The 24,740-nt window shown below is 66.8% G+C and carries 22 protein-coding genes and 2 pseudogenes; 17 read left to right on the top strand and 7 right to left on the bottom strand.

Going from position 1 to position 24,740, the window contains the following annotated elements; genetic code table 11:
• Positions 1–527: 527 nt before the first annotated feature.
• From MYF83_RS44790 to MYF83_RS20400, 4 genes and pseudogenes are all read left to right on the top strand, one after another.
• Positions 528–976 (top strand): annotated as a pseudogene (locus tag MYF83_RS44790) (IS1634 family transposase); the annotation flags it as partial.
• Positions 977–1,205: 229 nt separating this feature from the next.
• Positions 1,206–1,343 (top strand): transposase domain-containing protein, encoded by a 138-nt coding sequence (locus MYF83_RS44365; protein WP_372500205.1) that lies wholly within the window; start codon positions 1,206–1,208, stop codon positions 1,341–1,343.
• A gap of 157 nt (positions 1,344–1,500) precedes the next feature.
• Positions 1,501–1,833: a hypothetical protein gene (locus tag MYF83_RS20405; RefSeq protein WP_248962085.1), complete on the top strand. Its 333-nt coding sequence runs from the start codon at positions 1,501–1,503 to the stop codon at positions 1,831–1,833.
• Positions 1,834–1,946: 113 nt separating this feature from the next.
• Positions 1,947–5,033: a DEAD/DEAH box helicase gene (locus tag MYF83_RS20400; RefSeq protein ID WP_248962084.1), complete on the top strand. Its 3,087-nt coding sequence runs from the start codon at positions 1,947–1,949 to the stop codon at positions 5,031–5,033.
• Between the two features lie 38 nt (positions 5,034–5,071).
• Here the strand turns inward: MYF83_RS20400 and MYF83_RS20395 are convergent, their stop codons facing one another.
• Both MYF83_RS20395 and MYF83_RS44360 read right to left on the bottom strand, forming a co-directional pair.
• Positions 5,072–5,293, bottom strand: a complete 222-nt coding sequence (locus tag MYF83_RS20395; RefSeq protein WP_248962083.1) for a DUF397 domain-containing protein — start codon at positions 5,291–5,293, stop codon at positions 5,072–5,074.
• 35 nt (positions 5,294–5,328) lie between these two features.
• Positions 5,329–6,156: pseudogene (locus MYF83_RS44360) on the bottom strand (helix-turn-helix domain-containing protein); the annotation flags it as partial.
• A 268-nt stretch (positions 6,157–6,424) separates the two neighbouring features.
• Between MYF83_RS44360 and MYF83_RS20390 the strand changes: the two are divergent.
• The 7 genes from MYF83_RS20390 (at position 6,425) to MYF83_RS20360 (ending at position 11,885) form a co-directional block, all read left to right on the top strand.
• Positions 6,425–6,907, top strand: a complete 483-nt coding sequence (locus MYF83_RS20390) for an ATP-binding protein (protein WP_248962216.1) — start codon at positions 6,425–6,427, stop codon at positions 6,905–6,907.
• A 39-nt stretch (positions 6,908–6,946) separates the two neighbouring features.
• Positions 6,947–7,594 (top strand): HAD family hydrolase, encoded by a 648-nt coding sequence (locus MYF83_RS20385; RefSeq protein WP_248962082.1) that lies wholly within the window; start codon positions 6,947–6,949, stop codon positions 7,592–7,594.
• 63 nt (positions 7,595–7,657) lie between these two features.
• Positions 7,658–8,824 carry a helix-turn-helix domain-containing protein gene (locus tag MYF83_RS20380; RefSeq protein WP_248962080.1) on the top strand — a complete coding sequence of 389 codons (1,167 nt, stop codon included), beginning with the start codon at positions 7,658–7,660 and terminating at the stop codon, positions 8,822–8,824.
• A gap of 86 nt (positions 8,825–8,910) precedes the next feature.
• A complete protein-coding gene (locus MYF83_RS20375; RefSeq protein WP_248962078.1) occupies positions 8,911–9,657 on the top strand; it encodes a hypothetical protein in 747 nt (248 codons plus the stop codon).
• Positions 9,658–9,726: 69 nt separating this feature from the next.
• Positions 9,727–10,644, top strand: a complete 918-nt coding sequence (locus MYF83_RS20370; protein ID WP_248962075.1) for a phosphotransferase family protein — start codon at positions 9,727–9,729, stop codon at positions 10,642–10,644.
• Positions 10,533–11,297 (top strand): class I SAM-dependent methyltransferase, encoded by a 765-nt coding sequence (locus tag MYF83_RS20365; RefSeq protein ID WP_308201479.1) that lies wholly within the window; start codon positions 10,533–10,535, stop codon positions 11,295–11,297. Before MYF83_RS20370 ends, MYF83_RS20365 begins: the two co-directional genes overlap by 112 nt.
• Before the next feature lie 27 nt (positions 11,298–11,324).
• Positions 11,325–11,885 (top strand): HAD domain-containing protein, encoded by a 561-nt coding sequence (locus MYF83_RS20360; RefSeq protein ID WP_248962071.1) that lies wholly within the window; start codon positions 11,325–11,327, stop codon positions 11,883–11,885.
• 88 nt (positions 11,886–11,973) lie between these two features.
• Here the strand turns inward: MYF83_RS20360 and MYF83_RS20355 are convergent, their stop codons facing one another.
• Both MYF83_RS20355 and MYF83_RS20350 read right to left on the bottom strand, forming a co-directional pair.
• On the bottom strand, positions 11,974–12,540 hold the full coding sequence (locus tag MYF83_RS20355; RefSeq protein ID WP_308201478.1) for a DUF1707 SHOCT-like domain-containing protein: 567 nt from the start codon (positions 12,538–12,540) through the stop codon (positions 11,974–11,976).
• A gap of 210 nt (positions 12,541–12,750) precedes the next feature.
• On the bottom strand, positions 12,751–13,083 hold the full coding sequence (locus MYF83_RS20350) for a VOC family protein (RefSeq protein ID WP_248962069.1): 333 nt from the start codon (positions 13,081–13,083) through the stop codon (positions 12,751–12,753).
• 476 nt (positions 13,084–13,559) lie between these two features.
• Here MYF83_RS20350 and dapB point away from each other — a divergent pair, with 476 nt between their 5' ends.
• Positions 13,560–14,369 (top strand): 4-hydroxy-tetrahydrodipicolinate reductase, encoded by an 810-nt coding sequence (gene dapB / locus MYF83_RS20345; RefSeq protein WP_248962068.1) that lies wholly within the window; start codon positions 13,560–13,562, stop codon positions 14,367–14,369.
• A 98-nt stretch (positions 14,370–14,467) separates the two neighbouring features.
• Here dapB and MYF83_RS20340 read toward each other — a convergent pair whose 3' ends face one another.
• Complete coding sequence (locus MYF83_RS20340) at positions 14,468–15,670, bottom strand: serine hydrolase domain-containing protein (protein WP_248962064.1); 1,203 nt, start codon at positions 15,668–15,670, stop codon at positions 14,468–14,470.
• Between the two features lie 190 nt (positions 15,671–15,860).
• Between MYF83_RS20340 and MYF83_RS20335 the strand changes: the two genes are divergently transcribed.
• A complete protein-coding gene (locus tag MYF83_RS20335) occupies positions 15,861–16,295 on the top strand; it encodes a hypothetical protein (RefSeq protein ID WP_248962062.1) in 435 nt (144 codons plus the stop codon).
• Positions 16,292–18,811, top strand: a complete 2,520-nt coding sequence (locus MYF83_RS20330; RefSeq protein WP_248962060.1) for a M48 family metalloprotease — start codon at positions 16,292–16,294, stop codon at positions 18,809–18,811. The genes MYF83_RS20335 and MYF83_RS20330 overlap by 4 nt, the downstream gene beginning before the upstream one ends.
• On the opposite strand, the gene MYF83_RS20325 is transcribed toward MYF83_RS20330, so the two are convergent.
• Complete coding sequence (locus MYF83_RS20325) at positions 18,798–19,823, bottom strand: LacI family DNA-binding transcriptional regulator (protein WP_279339810.1); 1,026 nt, start codon at positions 19,821–19,823, stop codon at positions 18,798–18,800. The genes MYF83_RS20330 and MYF83_RS20325 overlap by 14 nt on opposite strands.
• A 545-nt stretch (positions 19,824–20,368) precedes the next feature.
• Here MYF83_RS20325 and hydA point away from each other — a divergent pair.
• On the top strand, positions 20,369–21,751 hold the full coding sequence (hydA, locus tag MYF83_RS20320) for a dihydropyrimidinase (protein WP_248962057.1): 1,383 nt from the start codon (positions 20,369–20,371) through the stop codon (positions 21,749–21,751).
• A 48-nt stretch (positions 21,752–21,799) separates the two neighbouring features.
• Positions 21,800–23,065, top strand: a complete 1,266-nt coding sequence (locus MYF83_RS20315) for a M20 family metallo-hydrolase (protein ID WP_248962056.1) — start codon at positions 21,800–21,802, stop codon at positions 23,063–23,065.
• 235 nt (positions 23,066–23,300) lie between these two features.
• Here the strand turns inward: MYF83_RS20315 and MYF83_RS20310 are convergent, their stop codons facing one another.
• Positions 23,301–23,747 carry an Lrp/AsnC family transcriptional regulator gene (locus MYF83_RS20310; protein ID WP_248962055.1) on the bottom strand — a complete coding sequence of 149 codons (447 nt, stop codon included), beginning with the start codon at positions 23,745–23,747 and terminating at the stop codon, positions 23,301–23,303.
• Between the two features lie 65 nt (positions 23,748–23,812).
• Between MYF83_RS20310 and MYF83_RS20305 the strand changes: the two genes are divergently transcribed.
• Positions 23,813–24,718, top strand: coding sequence for an SMP-30/gluconolactonase/LRE family protein (locus MYF83_RS20305; RefSeq protein ID WP_248962054.1), 906 nt, complete (start codon positions 23,813–23,815; stop codon positions 24,716–24,718).
• Positions 24,719–24,740: the final 22 nt, after the last annotated feature.

Below are 24,740 nucleotides of genomic sequence, written 5' to 3'. Positions count from 1 at the left end.
CCAAGCAACGGCCCCGCCGCCTCTGATCCCGTAACTCGCCGTACTGGGTGGCGTGGTTCTCGGCCCACAGACCTTCTTGATCACCTCGGCAGCGGTTTATGGTGTCTATCGACATCATGAGCGCCCGTTGCGCGGCGGCCAGGTCGGAACGTCGGGTGGCACGCGGGAATGCTGCATCTGTTGCTGCTCCTCGAAACCGAGGATCATCGTTAGAGCGACATGAGCGTTCATTCGGATCAGGACGCTTGCTGGCCGGCCCGATCGACGAAGGGCGAGACGAACAGGGACGTGGGAATCCCGCGTCGCCCCAGCCAGTCGTGCATGCGTTGACGAAGTTCGGACGCCAGACGGAGCGCCTGGCGGTCCCTGTCGCTGAGGTGGGACATACCGCAGCCTCCTGGTTCAGCTCTCGTCAGCGAGCCGCAGGTCCAGCCATGCCTCGGGCAGCTTCTCGTCGACGCCGAACCACACCGCCATGCCGTCCCCACGCCGCCGGGTGATACCCCACTGCTTGGCCAGCGCATCGACGAACCGTACACATCCAGGGCCTTGCCGAGATCGGCGAGCAGGCTTGCTACCGGGCGATGGACTGGTTGCACGAGGTCCGCGACGATCTGGAGAAGCAGGTGTTCGACCAGGTCGCCAACCTGTTGAACCTCGAGGTCGACCTGCTGTTCTTCGACACCACCTCCACCTACTTCGAGTTGGAGGGGTCGGGCGCACCGAGCGGGGCGAGGTGCTGCCCGACGGGCAGCAGGCGCCTGAGGGGGTGGATCCGGCCGGGTTTCGCACCCACGGCAAGTCCAAGGAATCCCGCGACGATCTCCCGCAGATCGTGATCGGTATGGCCGTCACCCGGGACGGGATCCCGGTCCGCTGCTGGTGCTGGCCCGGCAACGCCTCCGACCAGGTCGTCATCAAGCAAGTCAAGGACGACATGCGGGACTGGACCCTCAGCAAGATCGTGTGGGTCGCCGCCTGCAACGTAGAAGCTCCTGTAGGACGGGGATTGTCGAGATCCAACGTCGATCCAGGAGCTTCGTTGTCGCAGTCTGACATGCCCGCGCTCGTCTCGTCCACGGCGTCCACCATTCCGCCGAACGTGTCCGCCGACGCGGTGAGGAAGTCCGGCGGTCGCTGCGCGAGTTGATCGCCGCCGGGCCGGCGGCCGAAATGGGAACGAATGCGGACATCGGTGGCCGTCGCTGCTGGGCCGCCTGGTCAGCGCAGAGCAGGTGATCGCGGCACTGGAGGCAGCCGGGTATGTCGATCAGCGGCGGCGGGACCTGCCCGGCGAGGTGACGTTGGCGGCTGTGCTGAACTGCTGCCTGTACAGCGGGTAAGGCTACGACGCGGTGCTCGCGCGGACCTTCGCCCAGCTTCCTCCGCGTTTCCCCGCCGCCACGGTGCCCACCGGGGGCGTTCTCTTCGGCCAAGACTCGGCTGCGTAAGGCCCCGCTGAGCGAGTTGTTCGGCCAGGCCGCCGCGATGGAACCGCAGATGAGCGCTGACATCTCCGGCGCATACGCGTTCTGGCTGGTGGTCACCGCCATCGACGGAACCACGATGGCGCTGCCATCGATCGGCTCGTGCGCGGAGCAGTTCGCCGTTCCTACCGGCGGAAACAACCCGCATGCCCGAGTGGTCACCCTAGTCACGTGTGCGACCCGATGGGCACGCGCGGCGGCGATCGGCCCCTATGGAACCGGGGAGCAACCCCTGGCCGACGACCTTGTGGACGCGTTCGGCCCCGGAATGGTCAACCTGGCGGACCGGAACTTCTGCGAGCCGCTGTGCAACTCCACTGACATCTGCAGGCCTTTTCGGCAATAGGCTCTTCCCCACCGCTAAAGGGCTGGACTTTTGATCACGGTTGGGGAGAAGCTACCCTAATCGTCGATCAAGGAGATTGCCTCCTCGGATTCGTCGATAGGAGGCGGCTGCCTGTGGACAACGAACCCGTTCTGGGCTTGTACGACTCGGTGCTCACTCGTCAGCTCGCGCGACGCGCGGAGGGCTGGCGTGCCTCGGGCTATGGTGTCGAAGTCTCGCAGGTCGATGAGGAAGAGGTCGCGCACCTGCTCGGCCGGTTCATCGGTGAGGCCGCGGGCCGGGCGCTGGCCGCGCTGAAGAGTCCCGACGAGCAGGTCGAGTTGGCAAATCGGGTTCTCCAGCAATTGGCCGACCCCGAGGCGATCGAGGACGGTCCCAACAGGCTGCTTTCGATCATCAAGAACGCGCCTGGCTCGACCCCTCCCAAGCGACCGTTGACCGCGCTGTCGCAGGCGGCGCTCCTCACGAATGCCCGTGAGGACCCGAACCTGGCCCACGAACTCGCGACCGAACTGGCCAGCGCCGATCGGGTGGACCTGCTGTGCGCGTTCGTCAAATGGTCTGGCTTGCGCATCCTGGAGCAGCCGCTCGCTGAGCTGCGGCGCCGTGGTGCCTTGTTGCGCGTCATCACGACCACCTACATGGGTGCGACCGAGCGGCGCGCGCTGGACCGACTGGTACGCGACTTCGGCGCCGAGGTTCGAATCAGCTATGAACAGAACTCCACTCGCCTACACGCCAAAGCCTGGCTGCTGCGCCGCCACACCGGATTCGACACCGCCTACATTGGAAGCTCTAACCTGTCGCGCGCCGCTCTACTCGATGGCCTGGAGTGGAACGTCCGCCTGTCGTCAGTGACCGCCCCGCGGCTGCTCGACAAGTTCGAGGGCACTTTCGACTCTTACTGGAACCGGCCACAGTTCGAGCCGTACGACCCAGCGTCCGACGGGGAACGGCTCGACGAGGCGTTGTCCCGTTCGAAGGCCGGTCAGCGGCTCTTCGACATTCCCGCGCTGGTCCCGCATCCTTTCCCGCACCAGCGAGAAATGCTGGAAGACCTCGACGTCGAGCGGACCGTGCACGACCGGCACCACAACCTACTGGTGGCCGCAACCGGGACCGGAAAGACGGTGGTTGCCGCCTTCGACTACCGCAACTTGCAACAACAACTCGGCCGCCAGCCCTCCCTGCTGTTTGTCGCGCACCGCAGAGAGATCCTGGCACAGGCACTGGGCACCTACCGGCAAGTGTTAGCAGTACCCGACTTCGGCGAGCTGCACGTTGGGGACGAGCGGTCCAGGCATTGGCGGCACGTCTTCACCTCGGTGCAGTCACTCAACTCCCGTGGCGTCGAGACTTTCACCCCCGACCATTTCGACGTCGTGGTCATCGATGAGTTCCACCATGCTGCCGCCCGCACCTACCGGCAGATCATCGACCATCTCAAGCCAAAGGAGTTGCTCGGGCTCACCGCTACCCCCGAGCGGGCCGACGGCATCTGGGTTCAAGATGAGTTTTTCGACCGGCGCATCGCCTCCGAACTCCGACTATGGGACGCACTCGACGCCGACTTGCTCTGCCCCTTCCACTACTTCGGGATCAACGACGAGACCGATCTCAGTGAGGTCAAGTGGTCTCGGGGTTCGTATGACAGCCGTGCGCTCGACGACGTGTTCACAGGCAACACCACCCGCGCTCGGCTAGTGTTCAACGCGCTGCTGGACAAGACCAGCGACCTGGCGGCGGTCCGCGGGCTAGGCTTCTGCGTCTCGGTAGCCCATGCGCACTTCATGGCCAACTTCTTTACGAGCGCCGGCCTGAAATCGTTAGCCGTAGACGGCTCCACCGATGATGCCGAACGTAAGGCGGCGTTGCGCGCCCTGCGCGATGGGACGGTCACGTTCCTATTCGCGGTGGACCTGTTCAACGAGGGCCTGGACGTACCAGATGTCAACACGCTGCTCCTGTTGCGCCCAACCGAGAGCGCGACTGTATTCCTCCAGCAGCTTGGTCGTGGGCTCCGCCGTACACCCGACAAAGACGTGCTGACAGTCCTCGACTTCGTCGGCCAGCACCGCAAGGAGTACCGGTTCGGCAACCGGTACCAGGCGCTGACCGGGTTTGCTCGGGGGCGGCTGGAAGGTCAGGCAAAGGAAGACTTTCCCCTACTACCGTCAGGATGCCAGGTCGTCCTTGATCGGGTCACCAAGGACCGCCTGCTCGCCGAGCTTAAGGTCCATCTCAGCGCAACTGTCACCACACTTACTCAGGAAATCCGCTCCTACGCAGAAACATCCCTTATTGGCTATCTCGAAACCACCGGGCGCGACATCCGCGACGTGTATCGCAACCGTCGCTACTGGACCTGGCTACTGCGCCGTACGGGGCTTATCGACGGAGATGCCTCCCCTATGGAGGAGACGCTTGGACGTCGCGTGCGAGCACTGCTTCACGTGGACGACCAGCGCCGAGCCGAGGCCTATGCGCGGCTACTCCAGGCCGATGGCCCCCCATATGACCAGTGCTCGCCTACTGGGCAGGCCTTCGCTCGCATGCTGTTTTTCTCTTTCTGGCGTGACGGCGGAGGCTTCAGTTCCTACGACGAAGCTCTCGCGCGACTGCGTGCAGAATCCACACTGTGCGAAGAGATCCGGCAAGTGATCAGCTATGGCACGGAGCGTCCCCGACACGTAGCCAAACCTCTCCCCGAGCCGTTGGGGCAAGTACCCCTCGCAGTAAACGCCAGGTACTCGGGCGACGAGATCCTTGCGGCTCTTGGGTGGGCGACATTGGGTGGCTCCGTACCATCGACGATGAGGGAAGGCGTCGCCTGGATCCCGACCACGAAGTGTGATGCGCTCCTCGTCACCTTGCACAAAAATGAAAAGGAGTTCTCACCACAGACCATGTACCGGGACTTCGCGCTCACCCCAAGCCTCTTCCACTGGGAATCCCAACACCGCACGAGCGCACTGTCGACCACTGGGCTCCGCTATCAGCACCATGAACGAGACGGCAGCCACGTGCTGCTGTTCACGCGGGAACGTAAAGAGGATGAGAACCGGCACCCCGAGCCGTTCGTCTTCCACGGCACGGCTCGGTACGTGGAACACAGGGGAGAGAGACCCATGGCCGTGACCTGGCAACTTGACGAGGAGATGCCCGCCGACCTGTTCCGCCGCGCTGCTATCGCCGGGTAACGGACCTCAATGCAAGGTGAACAAGCTTGCGTTAATCGTCAGAGCTCTCCGTCGAGAAGGCCCTGACGGAAGGTGGCCCATTCCGAGACGGTGAACCGGAGTGGGCCGCGGTTGGGGTTCTTGGAGTCTCGTACGGCCTTGGCGCCGCCAGGGAGGTTGGCGATCTGGACGCAGTTGTGTTCGGCGCCGCTGGCGGAGGACTTGCGCCAGGTGGCGGCGGAGAGGTCGTACGCGTAGAGCTCCGCCTTGGGTCCGTCCACGTCTTGCTACCTTCTTCCAGCTGTGCGATACGTGCGAGGGAGTCCTCCACTGATAGCGCGGAGGCGCGTATGCGTTCAACGGCTTTTGCGAAGGTTGTCGTGTCGCCGCCTTCAACGTAGGTCGCGCCGCTGAGGTTCTCAAACAACACGAGGTCAGGGATGGGTCTCGGGAAGGTGACTAGGCTGAAACCTCCCAAGATGCCCGGGTGTGCCGTGGAGTCCAACGGCATGATCTGAACTGTCACATTTGGCAGCTCAGCGGCATCAAGCAGGCGGCGAAGCTGCTCGCGCATTGTGGCCGGGCGGATGGCGAAGCGTTGGTGCAGGGCGGCCTCGTGGATGATCGCCCAGAGTTCCACTGCGTTGCCCGGACGGCTGAGAACGGCCTGGCGAGCTTGGCGAACCTCCACGAGAGCGGCGACCTCCTCCGGACTACGGAAGTGGGTGATGCCTGCGATGTTTTCCCGCGCGTACGCCGCAGTCTGCAGCAGGCCGGGGATGAGCAAGGGCGACCACTCGCAGATCCGCTCGGCGTCCGATTCCAGGGAGATGTAGTCCGCGTAGGCGGAGGAGACGACCCCACTGTAGGTCTGCCACCAGCCCTTCTTGCCGGCGTCCTTGGCCAGGTTCCCTAGAGCATCGAAGACTTCCCGATCGCTCACGCCGTACACCTTGAGCAGGGCGACAACCTCCGCAGGCCGGATGGTCGCGGACGCGTTCTCGATCTTGGACATCTTCGGGGCCTTCCAGCCCATGGCGGCAGCCGCCTCGTCCAGAGTCAGGCCGGCCTCGTTGCGGAGGCGTCTCAGCGTGGAGCCGAGGCGTCGTCGCCGAACGGTCGGCACCACAGGAGCGTTGGGCATGAGCGCAGTCTGGCACTCCAGCAACCAGCCAGTCACCGACTTCTCACACCGAGTTAGGTAGAAAGCTTGCGCCCATGACCGGAAAGCCTTCATCATCTACGGCAAGTCACCGTCACGCCCCGTAAGCGATCTACTTCAATCCGCGACTACGAGTGGCGGTACTCGGACTCGTACGTGCGTATCAGGAGGAGTCACCATGCGGGCGGAGCGGACGGAAGCTGCTTTGGGGTTCTATCTGGCTCGGGGGGCGAGGGGGTTCGTGGTGCACATGAATGTGTGTGAGCAGAACCTCCAGGCTGTACGGGCGGTGACACTGGAGATCTTGGCTGCGGCCGGAGTCGACATGGAAGTGGCCGAGTCGGCGCGGTTGGTCGCGTCGGAGCTGATCGGGAACGCCGTGCGGGCGTGCGGGCACTGGGCCCCGGTCGTCGTCGAGGTCGAGCAGGACGTCAAGGGGATCTGGGTCAAGGTGCACGACCCGAACCCGGCTCGCCTTCCCGTACGGTCGGGAACAGCCCCCGACGATCCGAACGCCGAGTCCGGCCGCGGCCTGTGGCTGCTGGACGCCCTGGCCCCAGGCTGGGACGTCGCTCTCACGCCCATCGGCAAGCAGGTCCGCTGCCTGCTCTCGTCACCTGAGGCCGAACGGGTCGGAATGCCCGGAGGAGATGATGGCAAAGTGTCGCCTCCCGGGGAGCCGACACTCGCGAAAGCCGCCGACCCTTTCGGCTTCGGCCGAGCCCGCGAATGAGCGCTTCAGCGGCAATGCCCGGAAGCGTAAGTTGTCGATGTGATCGTGTCTGTGGTGTTCGACGTCGGTGAGACGCTGCTGGACGACAGCCGGGAGTTCGGCGCGTGGGCAGACTGGATCGGAGTACCCAGGCACACCTTCTCGGCGGTGCTCGGCGCGGTCACCGCCGAGGGCCGGGACAACGCCGAGACCTTCACGTACTTCCGTCCGGGGTTCGACCTGCATCGCGAGCGCACTCTTCGTGAGGAAGCCGGGCAGGGCGAACGCATCGACGAGGAGGATCTCTATCCGGATTCCCGCCCGGCCTTGGCCACACTGCGCCAGGCGGGCCTGTGGGTAGGGATCGCGGGTAACCAGACCGCCCGGGCGGCCGAGTTGCTGCGGGACCTCGAACTCCCTGTGGACCAGATCGCGACGTCTGCCGAGTGGGGGGTGGCGAAGCCGGACCCCCGATTCTTCGCCCGCGTCATCGAGATGGCTCCAGGTGAGCCCGACGAAATCGTCTACGTGGGCGACCACCGCGACAACGACATCGTCCCTGCCAAGGCTGCCGGTCTGCGAACCGCCTTCATTCGGCGAGGCCCGTGGGGACATCTGTGGGCCGATGATCCTGCGGTCCACGACACGGCCGACTGGAGGATCAGCTCTCTGACGGAGCTTCCCGCGCTTCTCTCCCGGTTACAGTGATCCGCCCTTACGGGAGACGCATCGAGCGGTACGGTCTGACCGAGGTCACGGAGCGGAGCCGACATGTCCCTCCCCGATTACGCCAAGCGGATAGCGGCCGTACGTGCCGGTCGCCGGATGAGCCAGGCCCAGTTGGCCACAGCGGCGAACATATCGATCAGTCTGCTGCGCAAGATAGAGCAAGGGTCTCGGCGTGCCAGTCCTGAGGTCCTTGCCGCCATCGCCCACGCCTTGGACGTCGATCCCGCGCATCTGTCCGGAACGTCGGCCCTCACGGACAGTCAAGTGCACGCGGCCATCCCGGACATCCGGCGGGCCATCGCCCTGTTCGATCTGCCTGCTGATGGGCCGAGTCGATCACTGGCGGAACTGGAGGCGGCGGTCGGCAGGGCGATCGCGTGGCGGCTCGGAGCCCAGTACATCCAGCTGGCCCGCGTGATTCCCGGGCTGATGCAAGATCTCGCCCGGGCGCTGCACACGCAGGTCGTCGGCGATCGGGAACGCATAGCGACGCTGCTCGCGTTGGCGTGCCGCGCCGCCGACGGAGTGGCATTCAAGTACGGCTACCTTGACCTCTCCGCACGCGCCATAGAACTGATGCGCTGGGCCGCCGACCAGAGCGGTGACGAGACCGTCGCCGCCACCGCGGCCTACGTCAGGACCGAGATCTTCTTCGCAGACAACCATCTGGAGCCCGCACTACGCGTACTCGACCAGGCCGCGGCACGGCTGAGGCCGGCGAGGTCAGAGGAAGCAGCCGCGGCCTACGGAGCCCTGCACATGCGGGCAGCCGTCGTCGCCGGCCGAGCAGGCATGCGGGAGACCGCGTGGGATCACCTGCGCGAGGCCGGGAAAGTGGCACTGATGGTCCGTGAAGGCGTCTACAACGGCACCGCGTTCGGCACGTCATCCGTGCGGATTCACGAGGTGTCCGTGTCCACCGAACTCGGCGACGGCGAGCGAGCCATCCGTACGGTAGGGGCCTGGGCACCGCCTGACGACCTTCCACGGGAACGCCGCTCTCACTACTACATCGACCTGGCGCGCGCTCAGCTGTGGACAGGACGACGCGACGATGCTTTCGCGTCGCTACAGTTCGCACGCCGAATCGCGCCACAGCACACCCGTGAACACCGGCATGTGCGCGAAATGCTGACCACCATGCTGCGATTGCAAAGGGCCTCTCGCGAGTCCCTCCTGGCCTTCGCCGCCTGGGCGCGGGTGACATAGAGGCTGCCACAGATTGTGGCAGTAGCCCCGACGCAGGACAGGGACGCTATGGGGCGTCAACGATTCGCCTCAGTGGAGCGTGACCCATGACCATCACTGCCCCGCCATCCCAGGCCATCAGTACGGACCTGCCGGAGCCTCTCGACCCACGCTGGAACCGTCTGCCCGGTATCACGGTCGACGGCACCAGAGTCGCCATCGACGCCGCCAAGTACTTCTTCCGCTTCGAGTCGCACTCCTGGCTACTGTGCGACTGGCCGCTCGTTCAGCAAGACCTCCTTTCGACGGACGAGACCACGGAGACCGCCGTCGAGCAGCTGGCTCTCGACTTCGTGAAGACACACGGCATCTCCACCTCCGACGCTGGACAGGTCCTCGTCACGGCCTGGAACGTCTACAGCTATCTGTTCCGCGCGGAGCACCTGCCCAGCCTCGGCCTCCCGCAGGTGACCCCCGACCACCTGCGTATGCTCCGCGAGGCCGCTACGTTCATGGCTCTCAACAAGGTTGAGCTCAATGGGCACATCTCAAACGTCGGGCCCTGCTGGTTCTTCCCCGCGGCGACATCGGTCGTCTTCGACCTCGACGACGCGGATGGCGGGATGCTCGACGAGGTCTACCACGGCACCTGGTTCAACGAGTATCGGCGGATCGAGTCCATCAAGGCGCACGCCGCGCTCGGAGGACGCCTGGTTCACGGGTGTCAGTCCGTACCCGACCAGTCCGGCGGCGCCTGCGTGCCGTACGGCGCATCCATGGACAACTTCCGCACCGAGCTGACCCGCTTCCGCGAGGAGTGGATCGCCCAGGTCTACGCCTGCCGCGTCCTCTGAAACCCGTTGCCTGTACGGCTATCGCTCAGCGGGAGTCGTACAGGCCTGACTGATCGCAAGGAGACCTCTGTGGATGAGGCGACCGTCACCCGGCTCTGCGCCGAACTGTGCGCGAAGTCGGCCTTCACCGGCCAGCCGGTCCGCGAACCGATGCGTGCCTGGTCGCTGTCGGCCGTGGAGCGCCTGCGCTTCCCCGACGGCAGCACCGCCATCTTCAAATACGCAGCCGAGCCATTCACCGCCGAGGACCAGGCGCTCCAACTCGCTGCCGCATACGGCGTTCCCGTCCCCGCCTTGTACGGATCAGCTGTCTTCGATGAGACCCTGGGCATGGTCATGGAGGACCTCGGCCAGCCCGTCCGCGAAGCCGCCGACGAAGACGCGGCCATCGCCGCGGTGCGACTGCACGCCGTCCGCCCGTCGGAGATCATCGCGATCAATCTCAAGGTGGCCAGACTGCGACTTCTGCCTGCGCGGGCGCTGACGCATCTGGCCTACCTGCAGCAGGTCGGCCGGTGGACCGATGCGACCGATATCGCCGACATGCTGCACGCGGCGGAGAAGGCGGCACCGGCTCGGTCGGAGGGTGCCGAGCTGCCGCCGTACGGCCTCTGCCATTCGGAATTTCACCCGTCCTCGCTCCATATCGGCGAGAAGGGGTGGCGGTTGCTGGACTTCGCTCGTGCCTTCAACGGTCCCGGCCTGCTCGACCTGGCCTCCTGGCCCGGCACCATCGACGCCGCGGATCCAGCCAGGGTGGGCGGGCTGATCGAGTCCTACCTGGCGTCGGGTGGCCCTTCCGAGGCCCGGGTGTCGCGGGGTGGGCTGAGCCCTGAGGCATGGGCACTGGGATGGCACCGCGTCTGGATCGTCGAATGGTTCATGGATCAGGCGGTTCACTGGATCGCCGACCCCACTACCGACCCCGCCTACCTCCGGACCGTCCGCCGTCACCTCAGCGAAGCAATCCACCTGCTTGCCCCATGAACCGCGCGGCATGGGACGAACACGCCCGACAACGCCAAGACTTCGAGACGCCGACCCCGAGCCCAGCGCCAGGGCGCATGCACTGGACCCAGCATATGAGCGACGGACCCGGTGCGGAGATCCTCGGAGACCTTGGGGGCGCCACGGTGGTCGAGCTCGGCTGCGGTGCAGGGCACCACCTGGCACACCTTGTCGCATACCGCGGTGCCCGCGTTATGGGCGTCGATATCGCACGTGGCCAGATAGCGCGGGCACGCGCACGGTACGGACATCTGCCCGGAGTCGCCTTCACGGCAGGCGACGCCGTGGAGTTCCTCACCAAAACGGAAATGAAGTTCGATGCGTGCTACTCGGTCTTCGGCGCCGTCGGGCTCACTCCGCCTGACCTCCTGCTTCCCGCAATCACCGACACGCTGAGGCCCAGAGGCCTGCTTGCTTTCAGCGTTCCCCATCCCGACCGTCGCGGTCGGCTCATGCGCGACACGCTCATCCTGCCCTTTGGCAACCGACTCCCAATCCAGCGCTGGGAGCCGGCCGTCTCAGCCTGGCCGAGTCTGCTGGCCAGGGCCGGGCTCCGCGTCCAGGACTTGCATGAGGTTTCCAACGCCTCGGCGAATCCGCTGACTCTGATCATCACCGCACGAAGTCTCTGACCACGTACGTGAAGGAGGAGTTTCTCCATGTCCGTCGCGTTCCTGCTCATCGACATCGACGGCGTCCTCATCCCGTTCCCCGACAGCGCGGGCCACGGCCCTGAGACCCACACCCGTCACCTCGTCGTCCCCACCGGCTACGATCCCGCCAAGCCGGTCCCGATCTGGCTGAACCGCACTCACGGCCCGATGCTCCTGGGCTTGCTCGCTGAGGTGCCGCTTGCTCCTGTCTGGTGCACCAGCTGGCGCGGCGATGCGAGCATCCTGATCGGTCCCGCGCTCGGGTTACCCGCGTTCCCACACGTCGAACTCGGGCGACCAAAGATCACAACGAGCCACCCAAACGGTTACCTCTGGAAACGAGACCCGGTCGAGCTTTTCCTCGGCACGGCTCCTGCCGCCTGGATCGACGACGACTTCACCTCCCTCGACCACACATGGGCGGTAGCCCGTGCATTGTCGGGAATCCCTACGCTTCTCGTCCAGCCGGATCCGAAGGTCGGCCTTCAGCAGGAGCATCTGGAGACTGTCAGAGCCTGGGCACTCGATCTTGAGGCCGCCAATTCGCGACTCAGAGATTCGGCCTGATCGTCGATCACTCTGAGACCGGCCACCATGCAGGGGAAAAGGCGGCAGCTGAACCGCCCCGGCTCGATGGAGACTTCAGTCCGGCTTGTCAGCGGCGGGAGTACTTGATCTTGATGCGACCCATGCCGACCTTGCCGCTCACTCGCAGCGTCGTCGCCACTTCCGTGTCGGCAGGGTCGTTCGCCTGGTTGATCACATGGCCCATCCCCGTGACGAGCCCGTCGGCGACGGCGATCCAGCCGCGCGGCACGATGACGACGATCCGGCCCGACCCGCAGGTGGCCTCCAGGCGCACCTCCCGATGACGGCACACCGCCTCGGTGAAGTCGATCGTGATATTGCCCATCGTCACCTTGGCTGTGATCCACTCGGGCACAATCCAGCGCCCCACCTGCTTGATCGTCCCCGAACGGGTCTCAAGAACCAACGGCTGCGCATCGGGCACCACCGACCGACCTTGCGGAAGATCCACGACCAGCGTGTCAAGCTCAGCGTAGGTCTTGGCTGCGTACGCGGCCTCGAGTCGCTCTTCCAGCTCCTCCAGGGTGATCCGGCCGTCACCGGCGGCCACACGCAGCCGGTCCGACACCGCTTCACGGTCCGCGTCTGAGGCTCGCAGAGCCCCGTGGATTTCACCGGCGCGTCGCTCAGTCACGAAATCAGGCTATTCGTCCGGCACCGGAATGGCGACCCCCAAGCGCGGCGACTCTCGGCGGCGCGCTGCTGCCTTGGCTTCATACCGCCGTGACTACAAGAGGGTTCAGCCGAGCCGACGGATGAGCGTTCGATCCGCCGGCTGACAGACCAAGCCGTCCACTGCCGGAACCGGAGGACACTGCGGTCAGCAGGGCGATCGCATGGCGGGTCATTTCGCTGAGATCTCTACGGTACGGCCGTCGGGGTCTTTGAGTAGGTGGCGGCCCGGGTCCAGCGGCGGGGTCAACGACGCGCCTGACCCTGCGAACCCCAGCCGCACGGCGCCTGTCACCTTCCCCGCGGTGGCCGGGTAGATCTCGAAGACGCAGCCGTCAGGGAACACGGCGGCGAAGTGCTCGGGACCGGAACCGTGCTTCTCGGTCTCGAACCGTAGGCCCAGCTGTTCGTAGAAGGCCCTGCATTCGGTCATCTTCTCGGTGTAGAGGACGAACAGGGCGACGCGCAGGACCGTCTCGGGCGGGCGGGCGGGGTCGGCGCACATCAGCGTTATCCGCTGGCCGGCGGGACGAGTTCGACGAACGACACGACAGGTTGATCTCCTCGTCCAGGTGGTCGATCTGGCTGTCCCCACATGCATGATGAAGCCGTTGCGCTCGAAGTCCTGCTCCGCGACGGCGGCCTGGCGCACACGTTCCATCGCCTCACGGACGAATCTTTATCACCGTCGACACGCTCCGCGAACTGCGGCGCCTGCACGGCCCCCACGCCCAGTTGCACTTCATCGCATCACCTTGAACGCAGCCAGGCTGCGGTTGCCGACCCGGCGTACATACGGACTGTACGCCGTCACCTGGCCGAGGCCGTACGCCTCCTCGCCCATGAACCGTGCGGCGTGGGAAGAACATGCCGTCCATGGGACCGCGCCACCCTCGCCGCGATCAAGTCGACCATGTACGGGATCATGGTGACCGCACTGACCACGGGCTGATCGTGGTCGCCGAACCGGAGGAGTCTCTCATGCTTTCCATCTGTGTGGCCGGGGCGACCGGTTGGACCGGGCGGCCGGTGGCCGAGGCCGTTCTCGGTTCGGACGACCTGGAGTTGCGTTCGGCGGTGAGCCGGTCGGCCGCCGGGCGGGACCTCGGGGAGGTCTGGCATGGCGATCCGAACGGCGTCCCGGTGTTCGGCCGCGTCGCCGATGCGCTGGACGGGGTGGACGTGCTGGTCGACTACACCTCGCACGACGCGATTCTCGGCAACACGCTGGCCGCCATCGCGCGCGGCGTGTCCGTCATCATCGGCGCCTCCGGCCTGAGCGCGGAGGATTTCGCGGGCATCGACTCCGCGGCGCGGGAAGCCGGCGTCGGGGTCGTGGCGGCCGGAAACTTCTCCATCACGGCGGCGATGGCCCAGGCCGCCGCCCTCCTCGTGGCCCGGCACCTCCCGAACAGGGAGATCATCGACTACGCCTCGGCGGGCAAGCCCGACGCGCCCAGTGGAACGGCTCGCGAGCTGGCCGAGCGCCTCGCCGAGGTGAACGTGCCCGCCCCTCAGGTCCCCATCGGCGAGACGAGCGGGTACGTCGAAGCCCGTGGCGCCACGGTGGCGGGCACCCAGGTGCACTCGCTGCGGCTGCCCAGCTTCGTCGTGTCCACCGAGGTCGTCTTCGCGCTTCCGGATGAGCGCCTCGTCATCCGGCATGACGCCGGGTCCACACCGACGCCGTACGTGGCCGGCACCCTGCTCGCCATTCGGGCGGTGAGCGGTCGCACCGGCCTGGTGCGCGGTCTGGACACCCTGCTCCTCGACGCGAACGCCGACGGGTAGGCGGCCGGCAGCGGACGACCGTGACGTTCTTGAAGCGCGGGGTCATCCACTGGTCGGGGCGGGAATGTGGAGGGGGCGTTCGGGAGGGTTGGCTCCGCTCAGTCGTCGATGGCCTGGTAGGCGCAGGTCCAGAAGTCGCGGAAGACGGCAGGGGCCATCGGGGAGGTCATGTGCCGTTGGGTCAGCAGGATCCCGATCAGTTCCTCGGCCGGGTCGGTGTAGACGGAGGTACCCGTGCCGCCGTTCCAGCCGAACCCTCCGGGGCCGGCCGCGAGGTCGCTCCGCCGGGTGACGACGTTGACCCCAAGTCCCCAGCCGCTTCCGCCTCCGAAGAACACGGCGTTCTCCGCCTTCTGCTCCTCGGTGAGCTGGTCGGTGGTCATCAGCTCGACCGATGGCCTGGACAGGATGCGTTCCCCGCCGTACCGCCCCTTGTTCAGCATCATCGTGCAGAAGGCCAGCAGGTCGTCGGCGGTAGAGACCAGTCCCCCGGCCGCGGACGGGAAGGCCGGCGGCCGGTCCCATCGGGTCTGGTGGGGGTCGTCGTCGAGTATGAGCGCCCCCGTCCCGGGATCGGGCCGGTAGGAGGCGGTCAGCCGGTCCAGTTTGTCGGTGGGGACGTGGAATCCGGTGTCCTTCATGCCGAGCGGTCCGAAGAGTCGCTCCTTCAGGAACTCCTCCAGCGGCCGCCCGATGGCCCGGGCCATGAGCACTCCCAGGACGTCGGAGCCGGTGTGGTACATCCACTTCTCCCCCGGCTGGTGGACCAGCGGCAGGTCACCGAGCCGCTTCATCCACTCATCGGGCTCGATCGGTGCGGCCTCCGGGCCAGGCGACAGCCCGGCCTCGTTCATCGCCCGCTGGATCGGGTACGCCCCGGGCGGCGCCATCACCGCGCCGAGGCCCATCCGGTACGTCAGCAGATCGCGCAGGGTGATCGGCCGATGTGCCGGAACCGTGTCGTCGAGCGGCCCGTCTGGGCGCCTCAGGACCTTGCGGTCGGCCAGTTCGGGCAGCAACTCGTCCACCGGGTCGTCCAGCCGCAGCCGGCACTCCTCCACCAGGATCATCGCCGCCGCCGCCGTGACCGGCTTGGTGACCGAGGCGATGCGGAAGATCGCGTCGCGGCGCATCGGCCCACCGTCGCCGCCGGCCTCACTCGTGCCGATCGCCTCCACGTGCACCTCGCCGCGCCGAGCCACCAGGGCGACCAGGCCCGGCAGGTCGCCGCGTGCGACATGCCCGGTCAGCACCTCGCGCATCCGTCCGAGCCGTACCGTCGACAGACCTGAAGCGCTCATTCCTGCTCCTCCGCGTCATGGGCGTACGTAACGCCTCTCAGCCAATCGACCGTACGGCTGAACGGTGCTACTCCGCACGCCCCGTGGTGTACCGGGAAACTCTTGCCGACAGGGGCCATGGAGATTCCTTGGAGGTTACGCTGGGCGGCATCGGGGCGCACGTTCGGATCACCTCTCCGTCGGAGGCACTGTGCCCCAGACCGCTATCGACCTTGCCCGTGAGGTCGTCGCCGAGTTGGCTCCCGACGAGCTTCGGGACTTCGACCTCGTCGCTCAGGCTCATCTGGCCCATCCCAGGGCCGCCCGCCGCGCACGGGACGGCCGCAACGAGCCGAATGCGTCCGCATGGGCGACTGCGGCGCCGATCCTGAGCGGCATCGTGGTGGCGGTCATCACCGATCTGAGCAAGGACCTGCTGCTGGCATCGGGGCGATCCCTGGGAACGAGGCTGAAAGCCCGGTTCCGGCGGCAACGAGGTGACCAGCCGCTTCCCCCGTACCCTCCGGAGCAGAGAGCGGCCCTCCTTGTCCATGCCCATCAGTCCGCGATTCGGCACGGCGCCGACGAGGAGACCGCCCCGAAGATCGCCAATGCGGTCGCCGGCCACTGGGTCGCACCGCGATGAGGCCCGACCCGTTCGCGCTGCCCTCGGCGACCACCACCCGGTTCATCCTGCTGATCGGTCTGACGATCACCACGGCGATGCACCTCGCGGACGGAATGGTCTCCTGGGGAGAGATCCAGCGGGCGTGCGCCACCTGGGCCGACGACATCGCCGCCAGCACGCCCGCCGCGCAGGTGACCGGCGCCTACCTGGACTGCTACACACACGCGCAGTTCAGCAGGGCTCTCTTCGCCGTCCTCGTGGCTGGAACGTTCCTGGCCGTCGTCGTGCTCGGGCATGCGGTCAAGCCCTGGCTGACCGTCCGCCGCCAGAAGTTGCTGCCTCTGCCGGCCGGAACCTATCCCGAGGCGTCAGCCGAGATCGATCACCTGGTCGCCGAAGGCGGAGGCCGCCGTCGGCCGGGGATCCTCATCGACGCGTACGACGGAGGGGTGGCCGGTCGCGCGTTCGGACGGTTCTCCTCCAACCGGATCCGGCTGAGCGTCGGCCTGGTGCGTGAGTATCCGCAGTCGGGTCCCCGGCTTCGCGCGATCCTGCGGCACGAGTTGGCGCACATCCGCAATCGCGACCTCGACATCACTTCGCTCGCGCTCGTCTCCTGGTGGGTCTTCCTCGCCATCACGATCGCCGCAGCGGTCATCCTGCTCATCGAAGTCCCCGCTCTGATTCTCAGGCAGGGGATCCCGCTGGTGCCGGCACTCCTCATCGTGCTGGTGATCTCCGTCGGAATCGGACGCTCCCGTGAGCACTATGCCGACGTACGAGCGGCCCAGGTCAACCGGGCCGCGGGGGACCCGGCGTTTCTCGTCGCCGCGTTCGGTGTGGGTCAGGAAGGGTGGCGGCGTCTCCTGCTCTGGCACCCCCCGACCAGGTTGCGGCAGCAGGTCGTCGAGGAGCCCGACCTGCTTCTCCGGGTGAGCCTGATCGATACGCTGGCCACCGGCGTCTCCGCAGGGCTCGCCTACCCGTACCTGGTGGGCTTTACGACGTACGCACTCGGCGGCGAGGGACGCTACGGACAATTGCTGGGCGGGTTCGTCGTAGGGCTGCTGGTGGCCGCGGTCGTGGGGACGATGATGTGGCGGGCCACGCTGCTCGCGCTCAGCCTGCGCGGCGGCGTGCCGAACGGCATAAGGCCAGGACTGGTCCTCGCCCTGGGCCTGCTGCTCGGATTCGGCGCCACGTTCTCCACCACGGAGGGGAGTCTGGCCGCGCTGGTCCTACGGGATTGGCGACTCGCGGCGGCTGCGGCGGCTCTGTTAGCGGTCATCTGCGTTGCTTTCTGCCGCTGGAGCGCGGTCACCGCGGCCGCGTGGCTGCCGGTCGTCGCCGTCGCCCGGCGTCCTCTCCTGCTGGCCGTGCCGCTGGGCGGCCTGTTCTTCGGCGCTCTACTCGGCAGCTGGTCGGCGGCTCTGAACGTCGTGGCCCTCGGCAGTCCGGGGTACCAGCTGTTCTTCCAGACGGTGACGAGCCTGTTCGAGATCGTCGTGCTGCTCCCGTTCATCGTCGCGGTGCTCTTCCCACTCAGCGCCCGGCTGCGTGCGACGCGCGCTCCGCTTCCCGGGTCCCGGCGGCCCCGGGGAGCGGTACTGATCCCTGTGTCGGCCGTTTTCCTGCTCAGCCTGGTCGCCGATCTCGTCCTGCCCGCTGGGCTGCTGCCGACGGTTCAGTCGTTCGGCCTCAGCCTCTTTCCCGATCTTCAGGCAGAGTCCCAAGGCAGGGTGTGGGTGGGGGTGACGCTCGTCGCGATGGTGGCCGCCATCGCCGCCCTGGTGACCACGGTGATGAGCGATCGCCCAGGCAGCGCAGGCCTCGGCCCGATCTATGGGCTGCTGACGGCATACCTCAGCGGGAGCGTCCTCGTCCTGGTCTTCTTGGGCCGCGCGCTCATTCGCGCGTGCCAGACAGGCACCGGAATATGCACGCCCTTACCAATCGCCAACGTGCTGGGGGTGCACTTTCTCACACACGTGTCGATGGCACTGTTCGGAGGAGTGATCGCCGTCGCCATCGGTGCCGGGATCCGTACGAGCCTGCGCCTCGTACGCCGGTACCGCCATCACTGGCCTGACGATCTCCAGGCACCAGGACCGCTACTACGTATGGGGAGCTTCGCGAGTGCTCTCCTCGTGTGCGTCATCACGGCGATGCTCACGGTGACCGGTGGCATTGTCTGGCTCGCTGCCAACAACCTTGGCGGTTTCACGCCGAACTCCCTGCCACCACGGTTTCCTGATGTCCGCCTGGCGCGACCCGCACAGGCGATCCCATTCAGCGAGGTCTGCCGACAGATCTCCGTCTGGCGTCTGGCGCAGGGCGTGGGCAACGCGTATCACGAAGGCCTGCTGGCCGTCTCGCGTGGCGTCGTCAGCTCCGACAGTCGCGCCCTCTCGGCCTTCGGATTCAGCCTCCTCGAAGCCCTCCAAAAAGGCGATTACCTGGGGCAAAGGCGATCATTCTCCGCGATAGAGGTGTACTGCCAGGCGCGGGCTTCCCCTGGGGTCAGCGTGAGTTGAGTGTCGATGCCCGGGCCATCAGCACCGGACGTAGGCGCCGGGAGCGGACCTTCTTGCCCTGCAGCATGTCCAGCAGGGTGTGCACGCTCAGCTCGCCCATTTCGGTCAGCGGCGAGCGCACCGAGGTCAAACCGACCGGTAGCTGCTCTGCCAGGTCGAGGTCGTTGTAGCCGACGACGGCCATCTCCGAGCCCACCTGCAGGCCGGCGTCGCGGACAGCACCCATCACACCGATCGCGGTGAAGTCGTTGATGGCGAAGATCGCGCTCGGACGCACGGGAAGCCGCAGGATGCGTTCGGCGGCTCGGCGGCCTCCCCGTACGTGGAAGTCGGAGTCGATGACGTACTCGTCGGGTATCGGGAACCCGGCCTTGGCGAAGGTGTCTCTGAACCCGCGAGTGCGCTCCGCCCCTGTGCTGGCCGAGGGATCGCCGGCAACCACACCGACGCGCTTGTGCCCGAGCTCCAGGAGGTGCTCCGCGGCCAGCCGGCCGCCTTCGACGTCGTCGGTCGTGATCGATATCTGACCGGGGAGGCGTCGCATGACCAGGACGAACGGCACCTGGGTGCGCTGAAGCTCAGGAATCAGGTTGGAGCCGGTCCGGGAGTCGCCGAGGATCAGCCCGTCGACCCGTCGTGAGAGCAGCAGGTCCAGGCACGAGCGCTGGAGTTCGACGTCGTCACGGGTGTTGGCGACGACGGTGTTGTACCCGGCCCGCGTAGCCGCCTGGTCTATCCCCTCGTAGATGGTGGCGAGCGCGACATCGGTGAGACGCGGGACCAGCACGCCGATCATCCGCGTCCGGCCCGTGCGGAGCGTGTGCGCGGCGGCGTCACGCCGGTACCCCAGCTCGTGAGCGAGTGTGCGGATCCGCTCCACCGTCTCCGGCCCGACCCCGTCCGGCTGCGCGCTCAGGGCACGCGACACGGTTGAGAGGTGCACGCCTGCGTGGGCAGCGATTGACGCCAAAGTCACCGGGCCCGTGCGAGAGGGATGCTTGGAGACAGGCATGTGATGAGTCTGCCCGATTTCGGGGGGAGGCTGGACAGCGCTGACCCCTCGTGCCGTGACCCCGGTGACAACACGAGCGCGGCCTGCCGCGCAACACCATCACAACGTGCCATTGACCTGGACGCAAACGTTTGTCCATAATCAAGCGCAAACGTTTGGGTTGCTCGGCGAATCCGATCTTACGGCGAGCGCCCGCATAGGCCGACGCCATGTCGGACGGTCCCAAGGTGGCACCTCACCTCAGAGCCGTCCCGATTCCGCCGAGAACGCCGAACGCGTTGACCGGCGAAGCGGGCCTGATCTCGGCCTTCCACGTGCTCAGGAAGATCTTGATCTCTGGCAGAGCCTGCCCCCCCACCCCCCGATTGTTCAACGAAGACCTCGGCCCTCGCCGCGACAGTGGCGTGTGGAGGGACCGCCTTCGGCCGGACGCGGCGGCGCGGGCGGCGGAGCCCGTCGCGGAGCGCCATCGGTCCGCCGATCCGGTGCCCGCGGCCGACTGACAACTGATTAATGATCGAACTCATGGACAAGGAGGCTTCGAGATGACGTACCTGATGCTGACCGGTGGTCGCGTGGTGAACACCGGCGGGACCGTCGATGCGGACGTGCTGGTGCGCGACGGGAAAATCGAGGCGGTCGGAAACCTCTCGGGATTGACCCTCACGGATGTCGAACGAGTGGACTGCACGGGTCGGCTGCTGCTACCCGGTGGCGTGGACGTGCACACCCATCTCGACTCGCCGATGATGGGCACGACCACCTCGGACGACTTCGCCACCGGAACCCGAGCAGCCGCATGTGGGGGGACGACCACGCTGGTCGACTTCGCGATGCAGGCGCCAGGGGAGAAGTTGCTGCAGTCGCTGGAGAACCATCGGGCGAAGGCACAGGGCAAGGCAGTCATCGACTACGGCTTCCACATGTGCGTCACCGACCTGTACGAGGGCGCGACGGACGAGTTCGCCGAGATCATGCAATCCGGGGTCACCAGTTTCAAGGTCTTCATGGCCTACCGCGGAAGCCTCATGCTGCACGACGGCGCGCTGTTCGAAGTACTACGCAGCTCCAGCGCCGTGGGCGGCCAGGTGTGCGTGCACGCAGAGAACGGCGATGTCATCGACCGGCTGGCCGCCGATCTGGTCGCCGCCGGCCGTACCGGGCCCGGGTCGCACGAGGTGTCGCGTCCGCCGTCGACCGAGGTCGAGGCGGTGCGGCGAGCCATCCAGATCGCCCGTATGGCCGACTCTCCCCTCTACTTCGTGCATCTGTCCACCGAGGGCGCCGTCGAGGCCGTCGCCGAGGCGCGGGCGAAGGACTGGGCGGTCGCGGGCGAGACCTGTACGCACTACCTCACCCTGGACCGGTCGCTCTACGACGCCCCGGGATTCGAATCCGCCAAGGTGGTGCTGACGCCCCCGCTGCGTACCAAGGAGCATCGTGATGCACTGTGGCGCGGGCTGCGCGCGGGAACCCTTGGGGTCGTCAGCTCCGACCACTGCCCGTTCTGCCTGGAGGAGAAGCGGCGCCTGGGCGAGAACGACTTCCGGGCGATTCCCAACGGCGGGCCGGGCGTCGAACACCGGTTCATCGTCATGTACGCCGAAGGGGTCCAGAAGGGACGGATCTCGCTGGAGAAGTTCGTCGACCTGATCGCCACCGCTCCCGCCCGCCAGTTCGGGCTGTTCCCGAGCAAGGGAGCCATCGTCAGCGGAGCCGACGCCGACATCGTGATCCTCGACCCGAACGGCACCACGACGATCTCCGCGCAGACTCAGAACCAGCGGATGGACTACACGCCCTACGAGGGCTGGACGCTGCCCGGTGCCATCGACGCCGTCTACGCGCGCGGAGAGCTGGTCGCGCGGGGCGGGAAGTACATCGGGTCAGAGGGACGCGGCCGCTTCTTGGCCCGGTCGACGTTGTGACAACCCGTCGGCCGACCACGTCGCAATTGGGGAATGAGGAACGAGCGAATGTCGTCTAAATCCGAAGCGCTGGCTCCGGTGCCGGAACGGGTCGAGCGCGACCTGCTCGACCTGGCGCGGATCCGCGATCCGGAGAGCGGCGGATGGACCAGAACGGTGTTCTCCGAGCCCTACCGTGCATCGCGGGAGTGGGTGCGGTCCCGGATGATCGACGCCGGTCTCGACGTGCACCCCGACGGCGCGGGGAACCTCGTCGGGGTGCTGCATGGGCGTAACCCGGCGGCGCCGGCGCTCGTCACCGGATCGCACACCGACACGGTGGAATCGGGCGGTCGCTTCGATGGGATCGTCGGCGTACTCGGCGCGCTGGAGCTGGTACGTCAGTTCGCCGAGCACGACATCCGCCTGGAGCGGGACCTGCTGGTGATCGACTTCCTCGGTGAGGAGTCCAACGAGTTCGGCCTGAGCTGCCTGGGAAGCCGTGCGCTGGCCGGCGAGCTGACCGCCGCCCACCTCGATCGCAGGGACTACCGCGGCGATCGCCTCGGTGACCGCTACACCGCGTTCGGACTTGATCCCTCCGGTGTGCTCGCCGCCTCCGGCTGGACCGCGGCCCGGCCATTGCACCGCTACGTGGAACTGCACGTCGAGCAGGGACCGCTACTCGAAGAGCGGGGCGTGTCGATCGGGGTGGTGACCGCTATCACAGGGATCGAGCGGATGCTGGCGACCTTCGCAGGGCGCCCCGACCATGCGGGGACCATGCCCATGGGTGACCGGCGCGACGCGCTGGTCGCGGCCGCGGAGGCGGTGCTCGCGGTCCGGCGGGAAGGGTGCGGTGCGCCGACACACGGTGTGGCGACGACCTCGCGGCTGTCGTCTGAGCCGGGCTCGCCCAACGTGGTGCCCGGCACGGTGCGCATGCACGCCGAGATGCGCAGCGTGGACTCCGATTGGCTCTCCTCGGCGATGCGCCGGCTGACCGAGGAGATCAGATTGAAGGCCGCAGGGTACGGAGTCGAGGTCGAAGTCGAATGGTCCCGTGACAACGAGCGGGTGCCGGCGAACCCCGCGGTGCACGACGCGATCTCGGGAGCGGCGGACACGCTAGGAATCGCGTGGGAGCCGGTGCCCAGCGGTGCGACCCACGACGCGGTCCACATGGCGCGGCTCTGCCCGATGGGGATGATCTTCGTCCCGTCGAAGGCCGGACGCAGCCACTGCCCGGAAGAGTGGTCCGAGCTCGATCACATCCGCACCGGGATCCAGGTCCTCGGTGCGACGATCATGGAGCTGGACCGAACCCACGACTGAGAGCGGACCGGGAGTACACCGGCTTCCGCTCAAAGCGGCGCCGGGCGGCCCTTGTAGGGACCGCCCGGCGCCATGGAGTGTGTGACGACGACCGCTCAGCTCTTCGGGCCGTTGCCGTTGAAGCGCTTCTTGCACCGGGTGCCCTCCATTGACGCACCCCCAGCCCAGACCGTGTCGCGTGCTCACGCGTCAAGCGGCTTGTCGCCCGGTCACAGTCGGGATCAGACCACGACCGTCACGGGCCGGTGGGGATGTGGACGGGGCGTTCGAAGAAGGTCTCCAGGGCGACGATGGTCTGGGTTCGGGTCACACCGTTGATGTCGAACAGCCTCCGCAGGACGGCTTGGAGGTCCTGGGTGGTGGCGGCTCTGACCTTGATGAGGAGGGACGCCGGGCCGGCGATGACATGGGCCTCCTCGATTTCGGGGATGGCGCTCAGGGCTTGGCGGGTGTCGCCCATCCAGGTGGTGCCGTCGACCATCACGTAGGCCAGCACGCCTCGGCCGACGGCGACCGGGTCGACGTCCACGGTGGTGCGCCGGATCACTCCGCGCTCGCGCAGCTTCCTCACGCGCTCGTGGGCGGCGCCGCTCGACAGGCCCACGGCGGCGCCGAGCGCGGCGTACGACTGGGTGGCGTCCTCTTGGAGGAGGCCGATCAGCATCCTGTCGATATCGTCCATTACCGAACATTATCAAGATAAAATGGGATTTGACGCGATCAGGTTCTGTGGTCTTTGCTATCGGTATGACAGAGACCATTCCCACCGAGCTGGAAGTGCTGGACGAACGCTTCGCCTCGGTCGGCGGTGACGAGCGGGTCGAGCGCATCTACCAGGGCTGCCGGTGGGCCGAGGGGCCGGTGTACGTGCCGGCCGGTCGTTACCTGGCCTGGAGCGACATCCCTAATGACCGCATGCTGCGCTGGGACGAGCTGACGGGCAACGTCGGGCCGTTCCGCGCCCCGGCCGGCTACACCAACGGCCACACCCTCGACGCCCAGGGCCGGCTCGTCTCCTGCGAGCAGGGCGCCCGCCGGGTGTCCCGTACCGAGCACGACGGTTCGATCACCACGATCGCCGACCGCTGGCAAGGCAAGCGGTTCAACAGTCCCAACGACGTGGTCGTGAAGTCGGATGGCTCAATCTGGTTCACCGACCCTTCGTACGGCATCAGCAGCGACTACGAGGGAAACCGGGCGGAGAGCGAGATCGGCGCGGACCAGGTCTACCGCGCGGACCCGGTCACCGGCGAGGTCCGCGTCGTGGCGGGTGACTTCGAACGGCCCAACGGGCTGGCGTTCTCCCTGGATGAGCGGTTGCTGTACATCGTCGACACCCCGCGCAAGCACCTCAGGGTGTTCGACGTGCACGACGATGGCACGCTGTCCGGCGGCAAGGTGCTCGCCGAGTGCACGGCGGGCTCGTTCGACGGCATCCGGCTCGACGACACCGGACGCGTCTGGGCCGCCACGCATGACGGGGTGCACTGCTTCGCCCCCGACGGCACCCTGATCGGCAAGCTGCGGCTGCCGGAGAAGACGTCCAACCTGGTCTTCGGCGGCCTCAAGCGCAACTGGCTCTTCATGACCGCCTCGACGTCGGTATACGCGATCATGATGAACGTCCGCGGAGCCCGGCCCGCCTACGCGTGACACCCGTCCGCAGACCCGGCTC

This window comes from Sphaerisporangium perillae (assembly GCF_023276435.1).
In the GTDB taxonomy this organism is placed as follows: domain Bacteria; phylum Actinomycetota; class Actinomycetes; order Streptosporangiales; family Streptosporangiaceae; genus Sphaerisporangium; species Sphaerisporangium perillae.
Note: the sequence above shows the minus strand (reverse complement) of the source record. Positions and strands in the feature narration are given on the sequence as shown.

What these genes read in the sequence shown, in the direction of transcription:
- MYF83_RS20405 (WP_248962085.1), top strand. Translation starts at nt 1,501, where the DNA reads ATGAGCGCTGACATCTCCGGCGCATACGCGTTCTGGCTGGTGGTCACC.
- MYF83_RS20390 (WP_248962216.1), top strand. Translation starts at nt 6,425, where the DNA reads ATGAATGTGTGTGAGCAGAACCTCCAGGCTGTACGGGCGGTGACACTG.
- MYF83_RS20380 (WP_248962080.1), top strand. Translation starts at nt 7,658, where the DNA reads ATGTCCCTCCCCGATTACGCCAAGCGGATAGCGGCCGTACGTGCCGGT.
- MYF83_RS20375 (WP_248962078.1), top strand. Translation starts at nt 8,911, where the DNA reads ATGACCATCACTGCCCCGCCATCCCAGGCCATCAGTACGGACCTGCCG.
- MYF83_RS20365 (WP_308201479.1), top strand. Translation starts at nt 10,533, where the DNA reads ATGGTTCATGGATCAGGCGGTTCACTGGATCGCCGACCCCACTACCGA.
- MYF83_RS20360 (WP_248962071.1), top strand. Translation starts at nt 11,325, where the DNA reads ATGTCCGTCGCGTTCCTGCTCATCGACATCGACGGCGTCCTCATCCCG.
- MYF83_RS20350 (WP_248962069.1), bottom strand. Translation starts at nt 13,083, where the DNA reads ATGTGCGCCGACCCCGCCCGCCCGCCCGAGACGGTCCTGCGCGTCGCC.
- dapB (WP_248962068.1), top strand. Translation starts at nt 13,560, where the DNA reads ATGCTTTCCATCTGTGTGGCCGGGGCGACCGGTTGGACCGGGCGGCCG.
- MYF83_RS20340 (WP_248962064.1), bottom strand. Translation starts at nt 15,670, where the DNA reads ATGAGCGCTTCAGGTCTGTCGACGGTACGGCTCGGACGGATGCGCGAG.
- MYF83_RS20330 (WP_248962060.1), top strand. Translation starts at nt 16,292, where the DNA reads ATGAGGCCCGACCCGTTCGCGCTGCCCTCGGCGACCACCACCCGGTTC.
- MYF83_RS20325 (WP_279339810.1), bottom strand. Translation starts at nt 19,823, where the DNA reads ATGCCTGTCTCCAAGCATCCCTCTCGCACGGGCCCGGTGACTTTGGCG.
- hydA (WP_248962057.1), top strand. Translation starts at nt 20,369, where the DNA reads ATGACGTACCTGATGCTGACCGGTGGTCGCGTGGTGAACACCGGCGGG.
- MYF83_RS20315 (WP_248962056.1), top strand. Translation starts at nt 21,800, where the DNA reads ATGTCGTCTAAATCCGAAGCGCTGGCTCCGGTGCCGGAACGGGTCGAG.
- MYF83_RS20310 (WP_248962055.1), bottom strand. Translation starts at nt 23,747, where the DNA reads ATGGACGATATCGACAGGATGCTGATCGGCCTCCTCCAAGAGGACGCC.
- MYF83_RS20305 (WP_248962054.1), top strand. Translation starts at nt 23,813, where the DNA reads ATGACAGAGACCATTCCCACCGAGCTGGAAGTGCTGGACGAACGCTTC.